General features: G+C 56.0%; 17 protein-coding genes. 2 read left to right on the forward strand and 15 right to left on the reverse strand.

The window, feature by feature from the left end:
• Window positions 1-5: 5 nt before the first annotated feature.
• Window positions 6-950: a co-chaperone YbbN gene (locus tag ACED87_RS03895; RefSeq protein ID WP_449089625.1), complete on the reverse strand. Its 945-nt coding sequence runs from the start codon at window positions 948-950 to the stop codon at window positions 6-8.
• Window positions 951-1,099: 149 nt separating this feature from the next.
• Here ACED87_RS03895 and ACED87_RS03900 point away from each other — a divergent pair, with 149 nt between their 5' ends.
• On the forward strand, window positions 1,100-2,386 hold the full coding sequence (locus ACED87_RS03900; RefSeq protein ID WP_449089626.1) for an AI-2E family transporter: 1,287 nt from the start codon (window positions 1,100-1,102) through the stop codon (window positions 2,384-2,386).
• Window positions 2,387-2,477: 91 nt separating this feature from the next.
• Here the strand turns inward: ACED87_RS03900 and ACED87_RS03905 are convergent, their stop codons facing one another.
• The gene (locus ACED87_RS03905) at window positions 2,478-2,819 is read right to left on the reverse strand and encodes an ATP/GTP-binding protein (protein ID WP_449082476.1); all 342 of its coding nucleotides are present in this window, start codon (window positions 2,817-2,819) and stop codon (window positions 2,478-2,480) included.
• A 57-nt stretch (window positions 2,820-2,876) separates the two neighbouring features.
• Between ACED87_RS03905 and nucS the strand changes: the two genes are divergently transcribed.
• Window positions 2,877-3,593, forward strand: a complete 717-nt coding sequence (gene nucS / locus ACED87_RS03910) for an endonuclease NucS (protein WP_449082478.1) — start codon at window positions 2,877-2,879, stop codon at window positions 3,591-3,593.
• A gap of 68 nt (window positions 3,594-3,661) precedes the next feature.
• Here the strand turns inward: nucS and ACED87_RS03915 are convergent, their stop codons facing one another.
• The 13 genes from ACED87_RS03915 to ACED87_RS03975 all read right to left on the reverse strand — a co-directional run bounded on the left by ACED87_RS03915 (window position 3,662) and on the right by ACED87_RS03975 (window position 16,293).
• Window positions 3,662-3,919, reverse strand: a complete 258-nt coding sequence (locus ACED87_RS03915) for a F0F1 ATP synthase subunit epsilon (protein ID WP_449082480.1) — start codon at window positions 3,917-3,919, stop codon at window positions 3,662-3,664.
• A 2-nt stretch (window positions 3,920-3,921) separates the two neighbouring features.
• Window positions 3,922-5,385, reverse strand: a complete 1,464-nt coding sequence (gene atpD / locus ACED87_RS03920; RefSeq protein ID WP_449082481.1) for a F0F1 ATP synthase subunit beta — start codon at window positions 5,383-5,385, stop codon at window positions 3,922-3,924.
• Between the two features lie 44 nt (window positions 5,386-5,429).
• Window positions 5,430-6,350 (reverse strand): F0F1 ATP synthase subunit gamma, encoded by a 921-nt coding sequence (locus ACED87_RS03925; protein ID WP_449082483.1) that lies wholly within the window; start codon window positions 6,348-6,350, stop codon window positions 5,430-5,432.
• A 79-nt stretch (window positions 6,351-6,429) separates the two neighbouring features.
• On the reverse strand, window positions 6,430-8,055 hold the full coding sequence (gene atpA, locus ACED87_RS03930) for a F0F1 ATP synthase subunit alpha (protein ID WP_449082485.1): 1,626 nt from the start codon (window positions 8,053-8,055) through the stop codon (window positions 6,430-6,432).
• A gap of 156 nt (window positions 8,056-8,211) precedes the next feature.
• Window positions 8,212-9,024, reverse strand: coding sequence for a F0F1 ATP synthase subunit delta (locus ACED87_RS03935; RefSeq protein WP_449082487.1), 813 nt, complete (start codon window positions 9,022-9,024; stop codon window positions 8,212-8,214).
• Entirely contained in the window at window positions 9,024-9,569 is a 546-nt protein-coding gene (locus ACED87_RS03940; RefSeq protein WP_449082489.1) for a F0F1 ATP synthase subunit B, read from the reverse strand. Before ACED87_RS03940 ends, ACED87_RS03935 begins: the two co-directional genes overlap by 1 nt.
• Window positions 9,570-9,620: 51 nt before the next feature.
• Window positions 9,621-9,830, reverse strand: coding sequence for an ATP synthase F0 subunit C (gene atpE / locus ACED87_RS03945; protein WP_135011536.1), 210 nt, complete (start codon window positions 9,828-9,830; stop codon window positions 9,621-9,623).
• Window positions 9,831-9,965: 135 nt separating this feature from the next.
• Window positions 9,966-10,769, reverse strand: coding sequence for a F0F1 ATP synthase subunit A (atpB, locus tag ACED87_RS03950; protein ID WP_449082491.1), 804 nt, complete (start codon window positions 10,767-10,769; stop codon window positions 9,966-9,968).
• A 99-nt stretch (window positions 10,770-10,868) separates the two neighbouring features.
• Window positions 10,869-11,141, reverse strand: coding sequence for a hypothetical protein (locus ACED87_RS03955; RefSeq protein WP_449082492.1), 273 nt, complete (start codon window positions 11,139-11,141; stop codon window positions 10,869-10,871).
• A gap of 6 nt (window positions 11,142-11,147) precedes the next feature.
• A complete protein-coding gene (locus ACED87_RS03960) occupies window positions 11,148-11,555 on the reverse strand; it encodes a hypothetical protein (protein ID WP_449082494.1) in 408 nt (135 codons plus the stop codon).
• Between the two features lie 4 nt (window positions 11,556-11,559).
• Window positions 11,560-12,588, reverse strand: a complete 1,029-nt coding sequence (locus ACED87_RS03965) for an MraY family glycosyltransferase (protein ID WP_449082496.1) — start codon at window positions 12,586-12,588, stop codon at window positions 11,560-11,562.
• Window positions 12,588-14,450 (reverse strand): polysaccharide biosynthesis protein, encoded by a 1,863-nt coding sequence (locus ACED87_RS03970; RefSeq protein WP_449082497.1) that lies wholly within the window; start codon window positions 14,448-14,450, stop codon window positions 12,588-12,590. Before ACED87_RS03970 ends, ACED87_RS03965 begins: the two co-directional genes overlap by 1 nt.
• Window positions 14,443-16,293 carry a glycosyltransferase gene (locus tag ACED87_RS03975; protein WP_449082499.1) on the reverse strand — a complete coding sequence of 617 codons (1,851 nt, stop codon included), beginning with the start codon at window positions 16,291-16,293 and terminating at the stop codon, window positions 14,443-14,445. Before ACED87_RS03975 ends, ACED87_RS03970 begins: the two co-directional genes overlap by 8 nt.
• Window positions 16,294-16,347: the final 54 nt, after the last annotated feature.

Below are 16,347 nucleotides of genomic sequence, written 5' to 3' on the forward strand. Positions count from 1 at the left end.
ATTCTTTAGAAAAGAGCCATCATCAGGGCTGAACGGGCCTTAATAACGCGCGGATCAGAGGCACCGACCACCTCAAAAAGTTCTAGCAGACGCTCCCGGACTGACGTTTTCGTCTCTGCATCGACAGCCTTAAAGAGGGCAATGAGACGGTTAAAGGCGTCCTCCACATGACCACCGGCTACATCCAGGTCAGCAACATTCATTTGAGCCTGCACATCGGTGGGGTCAGCTGCTGCTTTCTGGCGCTCATCCACCAGGTTCATGGTAGAGACCCGATGGAGCAGGTGCACCTGAGCCAGACCAATTTTTGCGTCCTTATCCCCCGGGTTCTCATTCAGGGCCTTCTGATATGCCGCCTCAGCCCCCTGATAGTCGCCCCGGTCAAGAGCATCAATAGCCTCCTGGTGCAAAGGAGGTAGGGGCTTCTCCTTCTCTGCTAACACCGGCTCAAACCCGCCAGGTAGACCCTGCTGGGCTGCAAGCTGCACCACCTGCCCCAGCACCTCAGTTAGGGCCTGAGGCTCAACAGGGCCGGTAAAGAGCGGGGCCGGGCGGCCAGCTAGCACAGCAATAGCAGCAGGAACCCCCTGAATCTGGAAGGCCTGACCAATCTCAGGAGTCTTGGTAATATCAACGGCCGCCAAGAGCAGATTACCCTCAGCAGAATTCACCAGAGCCTCTATCTGCTCTAGCATCTGAACCGAGGCCGGTGAGTGAGGCGCCCACAGGGCAAAAATCACGGCCCCTCGGTTAGATTCCTGCAGTAGCTGCTGAAACTGCGCAACATCGGTAACATCTAGCCGCCAGCTAGCAGTAGCACTTGCCTCAGTGCGCTCAGAACTAAGGCCAGGGGAATCGGCAGCTTCACCCACACCCTCTCTACCCACAGCCCCTAAATCCAGGGCGTTTCGCACCGACGCAGGTAGATTCTGATCCTCAATCCCAGCCATGGGGTCTTCCTTTCACAGCAACAAATACATCTACTGTCTATGGTGCCAAAAGCAACCCCTGAGACAGGGCAGCACGCCACAGTTCTAGCCCAGGGCAGAATCAAGATAAGGTAGAACACAATAGACCCCCTACCACCCACACAGCCAGCATGACCTCATCTTCTTCACAATCACGACTGATCCGTTCTCTCGTCTCACGCACCAAAGGCGCCAAAGCGTCCGCACCAAACGGTAGCCAAGCCACCAGGTTCACCCTACCTGCCATTCCTGGCGCCCGCCCCCGCCCCCGCTTCCAGCTACCTGAGGAACCGGCACACCTCAAAGAAAAAAAGGACGGCGCTACCCCCGCTCCCCCAGAAGCCCACACCATGGCACCGGGCAAGGGGTGCTATATCAGCAACCCCGTACATTTTGGCTTCATGCTGGCCCTGGGTGTCGGCCTTGCCTGGCTGGCCTCCTACCTTCTCCTCAACGTCGGACCCCTGGCAGGCTGGATTACAGGGGCCCTCTTCATCGGGCTAGGGCTAGACCCAGCGGTACGCAAATTCGAACAGTTGGGTCTGCCTCGCGGGGCAGGCGTGGCTGTAGTATTCCTCTTCTTCCTCGGTCTAGCAACAGCCTTCATCTTCTGGGTCATCCCCATGATTGCCAGCCAGGCAATCTCATTTATTACTGGCTTCCCCCAACAATTTGAGAATTTCCTCAACTCTGACTTCTTCTCAGGCCTAGATGAGCGATACCACATCCGTTCAACGGTGGATGCAGAAGTAGAAAATTTCTTTAATCAGCTCACCTCAGATTCCTCTGTGGTCAGCACCTTCTTAAATTCCCTCATGAACGCTGGTACAGCCCTGGCAGAAATCACCAGCGGCACCATCATCGTCCTCTTCCTCTCCATCTACATGCTGGCCTCCCTGCCCACTATCAAAGCCTGGTTCATCCGCCTGGCCCCAGCCTCCCGGCGTGAACGCGTAGGCTACCTGACCGAAAAAATTACTGACTCCGTTGGCCAGTACGTCATGGGTCAAGCCCTCGTAGCTATCTGCAACGCCACCTGCGCCGCTATCATCATGCTCATCGTAGGGGTGCCCTTCGCCCAGCTGCTCATGCTCTTTGTGCTGATCCTAGCCTTTATCCCCCTGATCGGTGGCGTTACGGCTGCGGCCCTCGTCTCTATCGTCTCCCTGCTCGATAGTTGGCAGACCGCCCTCTTCTTCCTGATCCCCTACCTGATTTACCTACAAATCGAGGCATACTTCATCTCCCCACGCATCATGAGCAGGGCCGTAGCAGTCCCCGGTGCTGTAGCCATTATTGCGGTAGCAGCCGGCGGAGCCCTCTGGGGAGTTCTAGGAGCCCTCATCGGTATCCCCGTAGCAGCAGCCCTCCTGATCCTGGTCAACGAGGTCCTGGTACCCCGGCAAGACCAGCTCTAAGAACAACCCCACACCCTACCCGGTAGCCCCCCCCGCCCAGCGGGGCAGCTACCGGGTTTTCTGGCTGAGCATTCTACAACCTGGCAGCGCCCTACCAGAATCTACGGGTTTTCCAGCACCGCTCATGCCAATGACGGCGCTCCTCAATAGCCCGCTGGGCACCAAACATGTGATCATGCTGCCAGACCACCAGATGAGCCACACCCGGTTGAATAGCACACAGACATTCAGGGCACTTATAGGTTTTAAGGGCGTTAATGGCAGGAATATACTGCACATACCAGTCACCGTCCGCAGCGCTCTCTACCCGCGCAGCAGGGTCAAGGATACGAGAAATATCGCGCCCCACCGGGCGCTTTTTCTGCCATTTACTGGGGGCTGGCCCCGAATTAGAACGAGGGCGGCGGGACTTAGAGGAAGAACGACGAGGCATTCCCCCATTCTTTCACGCACAGGTGTGCCCGCCCAAGCCACCTGTTAGAGTGGTACGGTGCGTTTAGTTATAGCTGATTGTTCCGTAGACTATGTAGGCCGCCTCAAGGCCCACCTACCCCGTGCCACCCGCCTGCTCATGATCAAAAATGACGGCTCAGTACTCATTCACTCAGACGGTGGCTCCTACAAGCCCCTGAACTGGATGAGCCCTCCCTGCCGCCTCCACATCTCCCCCCGTCAAGAGTTTGAGGGCACCTCCATCGCAGAAGACCTCGACCCCGATGTGAGCGAACTATGGACTGTCCAAGCAGCCAAAAGCGACGACAAACTCATGATCCGTATCTTCAGCACCCACGGGGAACTCACCCACGACTTAGGCATCGACCCAGGCCTGATCAAAGACGGCGTTGAAGCCGATCTGCAACGCCTGCTTGCTGAACAGATTGAACTACTAGGTGCCGGCTACCGCCTAGTACGCCGCGAATACCCCACCGCCATTGGCCCGGTAGACATCCTAGCCAAGGACGCCGGAGGTCTCTCCGTTGCTGTTGAACTCAAACGCGTAGGCGATATCGACGGGGTAGAACAACTCACCCGCTACCTGGAACTGCTCAACCGCGACCCCCTGCTGGCCCCCGTTCAGGGAGTCTTCGCCGCCCAGCGTATTAAGCCTCAGGCCCGCACCCTAGCTGAAGACCGCGGTATCCGCTGCCTGGCTCTTGACTACGACGCCATGCGCGGAGTCGATGACGTAGAATCACGCCTCTTCTAAAACGTTAAGGACGCCGCCCTCCCCCAGCAAAGGGGGAGGGCGGCGTCCTTTTGACCAGCTAGCCCAATCTATACCTGGGCATGCTTAGCTGCAATAGTGACTCGATCGTTCGAAACGGTCAAGAAACCTTCGTGCAGGCGGGTGGTCTTCTTCTCACCGTTGGTAGCTTCAATCAGAAGCTCACCATCTTCAGCCAGAAGGGCCATAGTGGGAATGTGACCGGGCATAATACCCAAATCGCCCTCCACGGTGCGAGCACGCACATACTTGGCCTCACCAACCCACACAATCTGCGAGCGGGATACGACTTCAACTTTCAGTGCCATGATTACTTGGCTCCAGACTGTGCCTTGATTTCCTCGTAACGGCGCATGACGTCGTCCATACCACCAATGTTGTAGAAGGCCTGCTCGGGGATGTGGTCAACATCGCCGCGGCAGATCATCTGGAAGGACTCGATGGTGTCCTTGATAGACACGGTTGAACCCTCAACACCGGTGAACTGCTTAGCAGTGTAGGTGTTCTGTGACAGGAACTGCTCAATACGGCGAGCACGAGAAACAACAACCTTCTGCTCTTCAGAGAGCTCATCAACACCAAGAATGGCGATAATGTCCTGAAGTTCCTTGTTTTCCTGCAAGATAGCCTTGACCTGGATTGCGGTGTCGTAGTGCTCCTGACCGATGTACTGGGGGTCCAGAATTCGGGAGGTAGAAGACAGCGGATCAATCGCAGGGTACAGACCACGAGAAGCAATCTCACGGGAAAGCTCGGTGGTTGCATCCAGGTGGGCGAAGGTGGTGGCAGGCGCCGGGTCGGTGTAGTCGTCCGCAGGAACGTAAATTGCCTGCATGGAGGTGATGGAGTGACCACGGGTTGAGGTGATGCGCTCCTGCAAGAGACCCATTTCGTCAGCCAGGTTGGGCTGGTAACCCACAGCAGAGGGCATACGACCAAGCAGGGTTGAAACCTCAGAACCTGCCTGGGTGAAGCGGAAGATGTTATCGATGAAGAGCAGAACGTCCTGGTTCTGAACGTCACGGAAGTATTCGGCCATGGTCAGACCGGTCAGAGCAACACGCAGACGGGTTCCAGGCGGTTCGTCCATCTGGCCGAACACTAGGGCGGTGTCCTTGAGAACGCCAGCTTCTTCCATTTCAACCCAGAGGTCGTTACCTTCACGGGTGCGCTCGCCAACGCCGGTGAATACGGAGGTACCACCGAAGTTACGGGCAACACGGGTAATCATTTCCTGAATCAGAACGGTCTTACCCACACCTGCACCACCGAAGAGACCGATCTTACCGCCCTTGATGTAGGGGGTGAGAAGGTCGATGGACTTGATGCCGGTTTCCAGCATCTCGGTCGAACCTTCAAGGTCTGCGAAGCCGGGGGCTGCGCGGTGGATAGGCCAGTAGGTGTCAGCCTTAATCTGGTCATTGGGAACGTCCAGTGCATCGCCCAGGACGTTGAAGATGTGGCCCTTGACGCCGTCGCCGACGGGCACGGAAATGGGGGCGCCGCTATCTACTACAGCCTGGCCGCGGACAAGGCCGTCGGTCTGCTGTAGGGAGATCGCGCGTACCAGCGAGTCGCCCAGGTGCTGGGCAGTCTCGAAGGTGATTGTGCGGGTAGTGCCGTTGAGGGTCAGATCAGCGGTCAGCGCGTTGTAGATGTCAGGTACCTGGCCGGCAGGGAACTCAACGTCAACGACAGGGCCGATAACGCGAGCAATACGACCAGTTGCGCCCTGAGCCGGCGCGGTAGCCGATTCGTTCAGAGTGGCAGTCATTGTTCTCACTTACCTATGTAGAGAGTGGAAAGTTGTCTGGTGGATTAGGAGGCGAGTGCGTCGGCGCCGCCAACAATTTCGCTGAGCTCCTGAGTAATTTCTGCCTGGCGAGCATTGTTCATCAGGCGGGTGTACTTCTTGATGAGCTCGTCAGCGTTATCACCTGCGGACTTCATCGCGCGCTGGCGGGAGGCCAGCTCGGAGGCCGCTGCTTCAAGCAGGCACGCATAGATACGCGAAGCGATGTAGCGGGGCAGTAACTCATCGAGAACTTCCTTGGGGCTAGGTTCAAATTCGAAGACTGAGTTCTGCTGGAACTGGTCATCTTCAAGACGTTCGCCGGGCAGGATGTCTGCGCCGAGTTCACGTGCTTCTGCTACCTCAATCGGTAGCAGGCGCAGAACGCAGGTTTCCTGGGTGACCATGGAAATGAATTCGGTGTAGATGATGTAAAGGTCATCTACTTCGCCGTTTTCGTAGGCTGCCAGGATGGCGTCTCGTGCTTCAACGGCCATCTCGACGTTGGGGTTGTCGGTGTTGCCTTCCCAAGCCTGCTCATAGTCACGTTCACGGAAGTCAAAGTAAGACTTGGCTTTACGACCGATGAGATAGAGCTTGGCATCGCGCCCCTCACCGCGGAGCTTCTCAATAAGACCCTCGGTTTTTTTGAGGATGGATGAGGAGTATGAGCCCGCAAGGCCACGGTCACTGGTGAGGACGAGAACTGCAGAGCGACCGGTTTTTGCCTTTGAGCGTGCATTGAGCAGGGGGTGCTCAATGTGGTGCTGGGTCGCAATGGCAGTGACGGCCTTAGTCAGCGCATTTGCGTAGGGGCTAGCTGCCTCTGCGCTTTTACGTGCCTTGTTAATGCGTGAGGTTGCGATCATCTCCATCGCCTTGAAGATTTTCTTCATAGACGATGTTGAAGTAATCTTTTGGCGGTAAACCCTGATTTGGGCTCCCATAGAGATTCCTTTCACTCCTAGGGCGGGGGCCCCTCCCCCAGGTTCTGTTGGAGGGGCTTCTCACCTACTAGGAAAATCGCTAACCGATGGTTTCCTGGGATACTTCGGTGTCTGACAGGGGCTTGTGCTCTTCGTGGCCAGCGTCAACGAGGTGGCTAGTGCCCTCTGAGCGGAAGCCCTGCTTGAAGTCGGCGATGGCAGTCTTGAGTGCTGCTACGTTTTCGTCTTCGAGCTTGCCTGATGCTGCGATGTCCTGCAGTACTGAGGTGGTGCGGCGTAGGTGGTCGAGGAACTCTGCTTCAAAACGTAGAACGTCTGAAACTTCAACGTCATCGAGGTAGCCGTTAGTACCTGCCCAGATTGCAACAACCTGGTCCTCAACTGCGTAAGGAGTGTACTGGGGCTGACGCAGCAGCTCGGTTAGGCGAGCACCACGGGTCAGCTGAGCCTTTGAAGCATCATCGAGGTCAGAGGCGAACATGGCGAAGGCTTCCATTGCACGGTACTGGGCAAGGTCGAGCTTGAGAGTACCGGAGACCTTCTTCATAGCCTTGGTCTGCGCTGCACCACCGACACGGGAGACAGAGATACCTACATCGACCGCGGGGCGCTGGTTAGCGTTGAAGAGGTCGGACTGCAAGAAAATCTGGCCGTCGGTGATGGAGATGACGTTGGTGGGGATGAAGGCGGAAACGTCGTTTGCTTTGGTTTCAATGATGGGGAAGCCGGTCATTGAACCTGCGCCCAGCTCGTCAGAGAGCTTTGCACAGCGCTCTAGGAGGCGGGAGTGGAGGTAGAAGACATCGCCGGGGTATGCTTCGCGGCCCGGGGGACGGCGGAGCAGCAGTGATACTGCACGGTAGGCTTCTGCCTGCTTGGAGAGGTCATCGAAGATGATGAGAACGTGCTTGCCGCCGTACATCCAGTGCTGGCCGATGGCGCTACCGGTGTAGGGTGCCAGGTACTTGAAGCCTGCTGCGTCTGAGGCGGGAGAAGCCACGATGGTGGTGTACTCCAGGGCGCCCTTCTGCTTGAGGGTTTCGCGTACTGCGGCGATGGTTGAGGCCTTCTGACCGATAGCAACGTAGACACAGCGGACCTGCTTGTTGGGGTCGCCGCTTGCCCAGTTGTCCTTCTGGTTCAAGATGGTATCGACTGCGATAGCGGTCTTACCGGTCTGACGGTCACCAATGATGAGCTGACGCTGGCCGCGACCAATGGGAATCATGGCGTCGATGGCCTTGAGACCGGTCTGGAGGGGCTCGTGAACGGACTTACGCTGGGTGACGCCGGGGGCCTGAAGTTCGAGGGCGCGGCGGCCTTCAGCTTCAATATCTCCTAGGTCGTCAATGGGGTTACCCAAGGGGTCAACGACTCGCCCTAGGTAGGCGTCACCGACCGGTACTGAGAGAACCTCGCCGGTACGGTGTACTTCCTGGCCTTCTTCGATGCCGGTGAAGTCACCGAGGACGATGACACCGATGTCGCGGGTATCGAGGTTCTGTGCCAGGCCAAGGGTGCCATCTTCAAAGCGAAGTAGCTCGTTAGCCATTACTGAGGGAAGACCCTCAACGCGTGCGATGCCGTCGGATGCTGATGCAACTCGACCCACCTCTACGCGCTCTACATTGCCGGGTTCGTAAGACGCTGCAAATTCATTCAGCGCCTTACGGACATCATCGGCGTTGATGGTCAAATCGGCCATCTTATGTCCCTGCTCTCCTAATTTGTTGGTGTGCCTGCCGGAGTGCGACAGGCCTACCGAAACTTATGTGACGTGCTTGGGTTATGCCCTGAGGCTGGCCCATTATCGCCTGTGTATCTTCTCAATCACCGTCGAGGTCTCGACTGTGGAAATCGCCTATGCGAAAGCGCGGCTAAGTTCTGATAGTCGGGTGGATAGTGAGCCATCGATGACTTCGTCCCCTACCTGCACACGCAGACCTCCCAGTAGGGCGGGGTCTACGGTGATGTCGAGCTTCAGCTCCTTGCCGTAGGTCTTGTTGAGTGACCCTTGCAACTTTGCAATCTGCTCTGCAGTGAGCGCAGTTGCTGAGGTTACTCGTGCGATCCAACGGTTTTGACGCTTGACGATGATTTCTACGAATTCGTTGGCCAGTTGGGCTGCGGTGGTTCCGCGGGCCGCAGTGGCAACTCGTTCGAGCAGAAGCTTGCCTTCAGCGGTGGCTACATGGCCACCGAGACTGATAGCTAGCTTCTTGAGTGCTTCCTTGCTTGCCCTGGTATCGGCAAGAGCGTCCTGTGCTTCTGCTGAGGCATCAACGGTGTTGATGAAGGTCAGCAGTTCGTTGACGGTCTGCTCTAGTGCGTCGACACCTCCGCGCTGTTCAGCAGAAAGCGCTACTGAGGTAACAGCGGTTTTTTCAAGGGCATCAGCTAGATCGCGTTCTTCGCTCCAGCGGGCTTCTGCTGCTGCAGAAACGATAGCCAGAGCGGCGTCGGAAATCTTGCCGCCCAAAACGGAGCGGGCGATACCTGCTCGCTGCGCTGCTTCGCGGGAAGGATCGGTTAGACCTCGCCGGAACCCGCCGTTGTTGTCAATAGCATCGACAACAGCGAAGAGTTCTTCTGCGAGGTGGGTCGGGTTGTCGGTAGGCTGGGCCACCAGAACCTGTTCCACCTTGTTCAGTGATTCAGTCGATACTGCTGACATTAGCGGGCTACACCTGCCTGCTGCTGTGCGTCAAGGTCAGCGAGGAAACGATCGACAACACGTGCGGATCGCTCATCGTCATTGAGGGATTCGCCCACAATCTTGCCAGCCAGTGAGGTTGCCAGAGCGCCAACTTCGGCACGAAGTGATGCTGCGGCAGATGCACGTTCTGCTGCAATAGTCTTCTGGGCGTTTTCGGTGATACGAGCTGCCTCAGCGTTTGCGCGCTCCTTAGCTTCTGCCACGATGGCGTCGCCTTCAGCGCGTGCTTCCTCGCGAATCTTCTGAGCTTCCAGACGAGCGCTTTCGAGCTGCTGGCCGTACTCTTCGCGTGCTGCTGCGGCCTCTGCCTGAGCCTTCTCAGCCTTGGCTAGACCACCTTCAATTGCCTCTTTACGGTCCTGGTAAATCTTTTCGAATGCCGGGACAACGTACTTAGTGACGATGAAGAGCAGGAGCAGGAACCCGATGGCGGTAATGGCGATTTCCCAGACATTGGGGATCAGAGGGTTCGCGCCCTCTGCTGCTGCCATTAAATGAGACATAGGGGGTTTTCCTGTTCTATAGTTTGGTCAATCTTTCGGCGGGGCCAAAAATTACTTGATAAACGCAAGAACCAGGCCGAGAACTGCCAGTGCTTCAACCAGTGCGAAGCCCAGGAAGAGCATGGGCTGCAGGGTGCGCTGTGACTCAGGCTGACGGGCAACGGAGGTCATGTAGGCTGCGAAAATCAGACCTACGCCGATGCCACCGCCGATAGCTGACAGACCGTAACCAACTGCGGTAAGTGAACCGGTGAGTTCCATAATGTTTGTTTCCTTTCACAGTGCCCCTTGCGGTTTGTGTCTTGTGTAAGGGGCAGAGTTTTGATGTGGGCACTCCCCGCTAAAGCGGGTTGCTTTTCTCGTCCGCTGAGGTATCAACGGAGAAAATCTATAGTGTTAGTGGCCTTCAGAAACCGAACCTTGCAGGTAGACCGCAAGGAGCAGGGTAAAGACGTAGGCCTGAATTACCTGAATCATCAGTTCCAGGAAGTAGAGGAAGATACCCAAGGCACCTGAACCAAGCGATGCGACAGCGGCGATACCACCGGCTTCAATAATCAGGTACTGGGTCAGTGAGGCAGCAACCATAATGGCCAGGTGGCCACCGAACATGGTCGCAAAAAGACGCAGGGCGTGAGTGGCGGGGCGGATGAGCATGTTAGATATGAACTCAATGGGAATGAGAATGACGTAGACCAGCGGGGGAACACCGGAGGGCATGGTCATATCTTTGAAGAACTTACCTAGACCCTTACGCTTGATACCTACGCCAACCCAGGTCAGGTAAGCAATGGCAGCTAGCGCATAGGCAGAACCTACGTGAGACATAGTCGGTAGCTGCACAACGGGGATTGAGCCATAGAGGTTATTGACCAGGATAAAGAAGAAAGCGGTAAAGAGCAGGGGCACAAAAGGCTTGTAGTGGTGGGCGCCAATCAGCTCTTTACCTAGGCTGTTGCGGACCAGCCCGTAGCCCATTTCGCCAACAAACTGGGTGCGTGAGGGAACCACGGCCCGCTTGCGGGCAGCGAAGAGGAAGAAGCCAGCAACGATAACTACCGATAGGAGAACCAGCAGCATCTGCTTGCTGAACTCAAAATCACCGATCGTGAAGATTGCAGGTAGGTGCATCTCATCGATAGTGGGCGGAACGTAGCCTTGTTGCTCTCCCGCTGCGACAACTAGCCCGTTTGATATCAAGGCAAGTCCTTTCATTGCTTCGTATTGGCCGCTGGCTCCAGCAACCTCAGAGGTTTAAAGAATCAAAATTATATGTGCGCCAACCGGTTCTAGTTGGTCTTATTTACGCTGCTGCATATGGATAAATACCAAGTAGATACCCCCAAAGGCGCCAACGAATCCGCCTACCCAAGCAATCCAGGTTGTACCTAGTAAGTGGTCTAGACCATAGCCTACCAAACTCCAGATACCAATGCCTATCATGACATAGATAAGCGTCATAAAGGCCCCAGCCGTTCCGCCACCAGCTACTAGGTCGCCAGCAGAACGTAACTGCTTATCTTGCTTGTACCATTTATCGTCTGTCTTGCCCAAGGGCATATGCTCCTTCACCTGATGTCATCCTACCGAATCGAAATAGAGAATCCTCTGTTGGGAAATAACTCTTGTTTCGATAGTGAGCTGAACCAGTAGCGCCAGAGAAGCTCCCGCCAGAAACCAGCCGTTACGAAAATCTTGCGGTATTGGAGCTAACACTAAAAGGCCGGTAAACATCATCATCTTGATGGGGTACATGGCCAAAAGAGCTACTGCCGCGCTTTTCATCGACCTCTTCTCAGCCAGTATCACAACCATGATTCCGACTAGGAAACTGAGATAAACCAGAGCAAGCCCGGTCAGGAATCCACCCGCAGCGGATTTACCTACGGTAAGTACACCCACCATCGTACCGACCAGGGCCACAATAGCCAAAGCACAGCAGACGCGCTGGAAAATTTTGAGCCAAGGCATCTCATTGATGCCCATGGGTTTACTTCCCATCACGCTGCCGCACCTTCCCTAGCAGAGTCGGCAAAAGAAGATAAAGAGCCACCATCAAGGCAACAAGCACAGCGGACCAGATAGCGTTCTGGGTTTCAAAGGGTAGGGTTAGTACGGTCACTACCGTTACCGTACCTGTCGTCACTGTCACCAGAACTGCACTGCCCAGGTGGCTTAGACCCTGGTCTGTCAGGCGCTGATAAACATGGGTCCGGTGGGGGGTATACCACTTCTCTCCGCGCACGATACGACGTAAGAGGGTAGTTCCAGTATCTGCCAGATAAACCAGCAGAGGGGCCAGAATGTACTCCACATAGACCCCGGAGAGGAAGGCCCCTACCGCCATGGAAGCAATAGCACCTCCCAGGAAGTAGGAACCGGCGTCCCCCAGGAAAACATTTTTGCCGGTACGCACATTCCAAGGTAAGAAGGCCAGGTAGGCTGCTGCCACAGCCGCTCCCCCAGCAAGTAGCCAAGGCATCTGGTTAACCCAGCCTGCATAGGCGTAGGTGGCCCCCACCGCAAGGCCGTGCAACCCAGAAATACCGTTGATGCCGTCCATAAAGTTCACCACGTTGATATAGGCGACAATCGCGAAGATACCCAAGGGAACCCAGAAGATGGAGGTTCCTAGCATGGCAGTCATGCCCAAGGTGACGATAAGACCAATGAGTAGCTGAGTTGCAAAACGAACCTTAATGGAAACCCCGCGGTAGTCCTCTGCCCACCCCAAAGCACCTGATGTAACCATGCCAAAGAGCACGAAGAGGGCGATAGAACGATCAGTAAAAATCTGCCCGTCGATCAGGGCCACCAGATACCCCAGCGTGGCGGCCAGTGCGGTTGCCAGCCCCATGCCTCGGAAGACCGGGGAACTATGGGAAGAGCGTGCCGTGGGGATATCAACTAAGTTCCAGCGGTGAAGCAGCGGACGCACAGCAAGGGGTAAGAGCAGACCTGCAAGAAAAGCAAGGGTGGCAGGAACCACAAGGAGGGTGAGCAGTTCTGAGGTAGTCATTAGGCCTCCTGCCCAGGGTGTTCGGTGCGGTCATAGCCACGGTGGCTCCGGTAGTTCTCCAGCCACCCAGCGTAGTTCAGTTCAGCAGGGTCAAAGGTGGGGGCTTGAGCCCTCATAATATTTTCGTTTTCGTGGCAGCGTTGGTGCACCTCGTCCTGGCCAAAGAGTACTTCATCACGCTTTTCACCGGCGCGTAAACCAATCACTTCAATCGCTACGTCAAAGCGCTCATAGAGACTTCTCATGTGTTCAGCGACCTTGAGAATCTTCACGGGTTCACCCATATCAAGGACCATCACCTCACCACTGTGGCCGATAGCTCCAGCTAGCATGACTAGCAGGCAGGCGTCGGGAATGAGCATGAAGTAGCGGGTTGCGTTGCGGTCGGTGACGGTCAGGGGGCCGCCGTCTAGAATCTGCTTGGTAAAGAGGGGTTTGATGGACCCTCGTGAACCAAAGACGTTGCCAAATCGTACCGAAACATAGCTACGCCCGGTCTGCTGGCCGTACCAGCTGGTCAGCATTTCGGCGCTCCGCTTGGATTGGCCTAGTGCGGTGGTGGGGTCAGCTGCCTTATCGGTAGAGATATTCACAAAAACTTGAACATCAACCTCAGCTGAAGCCTTGAGGACGTTAGCGGTCCCCAGGGTATTGGTTTTGTAGGCTTCCTTGGGGTAGGCCTCTAGGGCAGAGACATGCTTGAGAGCAGCCGCGTGAAATACAACTTCAGGTTTACGTTCAACAAAAACTGCCTCGAGAGCCTCCGCATCTCGCACATCTGCCAGAATCACACTGGGATCATCCAGGCTCGACAAACCCGTCAACGAATAGCGGGTATCCATGAGCAAGGACTCATCGTGATCTAGCATCATCAGTTCAGCAGGGCTATAGGCTGAAATCTGGCGGCACAGCTCTGACCCAATCGACCCGCCAGCACCGGTGACCAGCACACGGCGGCCCTGCACATAGCTACGAATCAACTCGTGATCGATCTTGTAATCTATCTTTCCGCGAATCTTCTCAAGAAGCTCACGTTCATTATTTTCATCGCTACGCTTACGGGTCTGCCCCATATCAGGAACCGCAGAGTTGATACGTATGGTTTCTACGTCCAGCTCTTTCATGCTCTGGGCTATGCGAACCAGGCGCCGTTCAGGGATTTCCTCGCCAATGGCAATCAGCACCTTGCTGGCTTGGTGATGCTTCACCAAAGCAGCTAAGTCAGCACTAGTGCCCTCAACCTTGACCGAGTGAATGCGGGCATTGCGTACCGAGCGGTCATCATCAACAATCGCCACCGGCAGATACTTGGCCTTAGGGTCTGTCATCAGGGAAGACACCACGTTCCTCCCCAAGAAACCGGCGCCATAGACAATAACCTTCTGTACGTCCTCGCCCTTGGGCCGGTTGGTATTTTCCTCGTAGATTCGTTTGCTATAACGAAAGCCCATCATCAGCAAAATAGCGATAGGGAAAGCAATCAGCACCACAGAACGAGGAACACCAAAGGCTCGAGAGGACGCCAGAAGCAGTATCTGCATAATGCAGAGGTTCGTAAACAGCAGAGGGTAGAGCTTACTGCCTTCTTGCAAGGTGCCGTAGCTATGAACACCACGGTAGAGGCCTATTATCAGGCCACCGCCCAGGTGAAGGGCCACCATAACTAGCACAACAGCAGCTAGCCCTCGTGTATCAATCTGGCTCAGATCCATGCCATAGCGCAGAACGAAAGCCGCAGGGAGGGCCGCTAACCAAGCAAATGAGTCCAAACCCATCTGCACATACTTCCACCAGACTTTCCGGTCAGAGCTTGAGGTCAAGAGAGGAATAGAGGTGGTCTGCAGGGACGGTTCTTTAGACATTATTGCCCTTCTCTTTCTCCCCCTGCGGGGCGCGACCGGTCATAGCTCTAAAAGCCTTCGTACGCACTGCTTCTGGTGCCAGGCGGTAAAGAGCACGCACGGCAAGGTTCTGCACGCAACGGAGAGGGCTCAGAACCTCCCCTGTATAGAGCCTACGCTGAACCTGTAAATCTTTGCGCAGGGCCGCTACCCCACCGCGGCGGGTGTAGGCGCTAGCTACCCGGTAGCTCACCAGAGGCTGAGCCAGATTCCCCAGGACGAACCCGGCCCGGCTCATCCGCGCCCAGAGCCAGTAGTCTTCGGCCCCCGGAACTTCCACATAACTACCCACAGCGTCTACAGCACTCTTGCGGAAGACCGCGGTGGGGTGCAACATGGGGTTGCGTTTGGGTAAGGTATCGCAGATAGCCTGCTCACCGGTAACTGCTTTCCGTTCAGTTTCGGGGTGGGCGGGGTCGTCCGTGAACTCATACATGGCGCTACCCAAGACGTCATACTGCCCGCTAGCAACCAGAGGTATCTGCTGGGCGAATCGCTCAGGGGTGGAGATATCATCTGCATCGGCCCGGGCAACAATATCGTAGGTGCAGGCGCGTAGCCCCTCCCGCAAAGCAGCAGCTAACCCATGATTCCGTTCAAGGGATATCACCGTCACCGGCAGCTTGCTCTGCTCTTTAAAGTCAGCAATCACCTGAGAAAGGGCAGGGCTCAAAGGCCCATCTTCTACCAAGACCACCTGATGAGGGCTGAGGGTCTGTTCCTGGGTATTAGAGGCTAGTGCCAGGCGCACATGCTCTGGCTGGTCGTTTGCATAGACGCTCATCAGCAAGGAAAAGGCGGTATCTGTACTGTACTTAGCCCGTACCTTGTGCGCTACCTGGGGTGTCTCAAGCTGGTACACCCCATCGAGTACCTCACTATTGGGGCGGTAGCCAGCCGCCGCGTCCTTAACACCCTGGAAGAAATAACCGGCATAGGTCTTCTTCTCATCAGTATGCACTAGGGTGTTCAGCCACAGCCGCGCCGTTGATCCACCGTACAGTAGCTTTTCAAGCGGAGTGAGGGTGCGGCGAGCGCAAAAAACCCAGAGTTTGTTGCGCACATCGTTGTAGAAACGAGGGCCGGGTTTGGTATCGGTGGTGCCGAAGGTCTTGGTGTGGTGGTAAGCGACTGAGCGGTCGGTGGCGATACCGTTGCTGTGGTGAATCAGGCGGGTGGTGTATTCGAAGTCGTCGTTCCAGATGAAGAAATCTGCCAGTGGCAAATCGGTGGCTCGCATGGCCGCAGCGTCCATCATGATGGAGACAAAGGAGGCTGAGCGGATGGGCCGGGCACCTACTGCGGCGGCTCGGGCGGTACGTTCAGGCCCGGCGGCGAACATGGTGCGCATAGTGTTCATGGGGTGGTCTTGGCCGTTGGTCCACACTACTTTTGAGGCCACCACCGCGGGGCGTTCTGCCCGTACCTGGGAGTAATCGGCCCAGGCCCGGTAGGCCTCTGAGAGGGTTGTTTCGGTGGGTTCGGTGTCATCGTCCATGACCCAGACTAAGTCTGCTGCGTGTCGGCTCAGGGCCCGGTCGATACCTACAGTAAAGCCCCCTGCCCCGCCGACGTTCTGGGGAAGGTTCACAATATCGGTCGCCAGAGAGCTCTGATAGTTTCTTAGAAACTCTTCAGTGCCGTCAGTAGAAGCATTATTGACAATGATGACCGTATCGGGTGTTAGCGCCCCGTCCTCTATTCCTGCCAGGGTCTGCGCCAAAAGTTCACGGCGGTTATAGGTCACCACTACAGCAACAATGCGCTCCTGAGGGCGCGGCTGGGGCGTTGGGACAGATACCATGGGCAGACAGGTCCTTTCGTGGGTGAGGCCACCTGCATACATGCATTTACCCCG

The organism is Rothia sp. 32237D007AR, from assembly GCF_053544675.1.

Coding starts and splice junctions, on each gene's coding strand:
- ACED87_RS03895 (WP_449089625.1), bottom strand. CDS start 950: ATGGCTGGGATTGAGGATCAGAATCTACCTGCGTCGGTGCGAAACGCC.
- ACED87_RS03900 (WP_449089626.1), top strand. CDS start 1,100: ATGACCTCATCTTCTTCACAATCACGACTGATCCGTTCTCTCGTCTCA.
- ACED87_RS03905 (WP_449082476.1), bottom strand. CDS start 2,819: ATGCCTCGTCGTTCTTCCTCTAAGTCCCGCCGCCCTCGTTCTAATTCG.
- ACED87_RS03915 (WP_449082480.1), bottom strand. CDS start 3,919: ATGGCACTGAAAGTTGAAGTCGTATCCCGCTCGCAGATTGTGTGGGTT.
- atpD (WP_449082481.1), bottom strand. CDS start 5,385: ATGACTGCCACTCTGAACGAATCGGCTACCGCGCCGGCTCAGGGCGCA.
- ACED87_RS03925 (WP_449082483.1), bottom strand. CDS start 6,350: ATGGGAGCCCAAATCAGGGTTTACCGCCAAAAGATTACTTCAACATCG.
- atpA (WP_449082485.1), bottom strand. CDS start 8,055: ATGGCCGATTTGACCATCAACGCCGATGATGTCCGTAAGGCGCTGAAT.
- ACED87_RS03935 (WP_449082487.1), bottom strand. CDS start 9,024: ATGTCAGCAGTATCGACTGAATCACTGAACAAGGTGGAACAGGTTCTG.
- ACED87_RS03940 (WP_449082489.1), bottom strand. CDS start 9,569: ATGTCTCATTTAATGGCAGCAGCAGAGGGCGCGAACCCTCTGATCCCC.
- atpE (WP_135011536.1), bottom strand. CDS start 9,830: ATGGAACTCACCGGTTCACTTACCGCAGTTGGTTACGGTCTGTCAGCT.
- ACED87_RS03960 (WP_449082494.1), bottom strand. CDS start 11,555: ATGGGCATCAATGAGATGCCTTGGCTCAAAATTTTCCAGCGCGTCTGC.
- ACED87_RS03965 (WP_449082496.1), bottom strand. CDS start 12,588: ATGACTACCTCAGAACTGCTCACCCTCCTTGTGGTTCCTGCCACCCTT.
- ACED87_RS03970 (WP_449082497.1), bottom strand. CDS start 14,450: ATGTCTAAAGAACCGTCCCTGCAGACCACCTCTATTCCTCTCTTGACC.
- ACED87_RS03975 (WP_449082499.1), bottom strand. CDS start 16,293: ATGGTATCTGTCCCAACGCCCCAGCCGCGCCCTCAGGAGCGCATTGTT.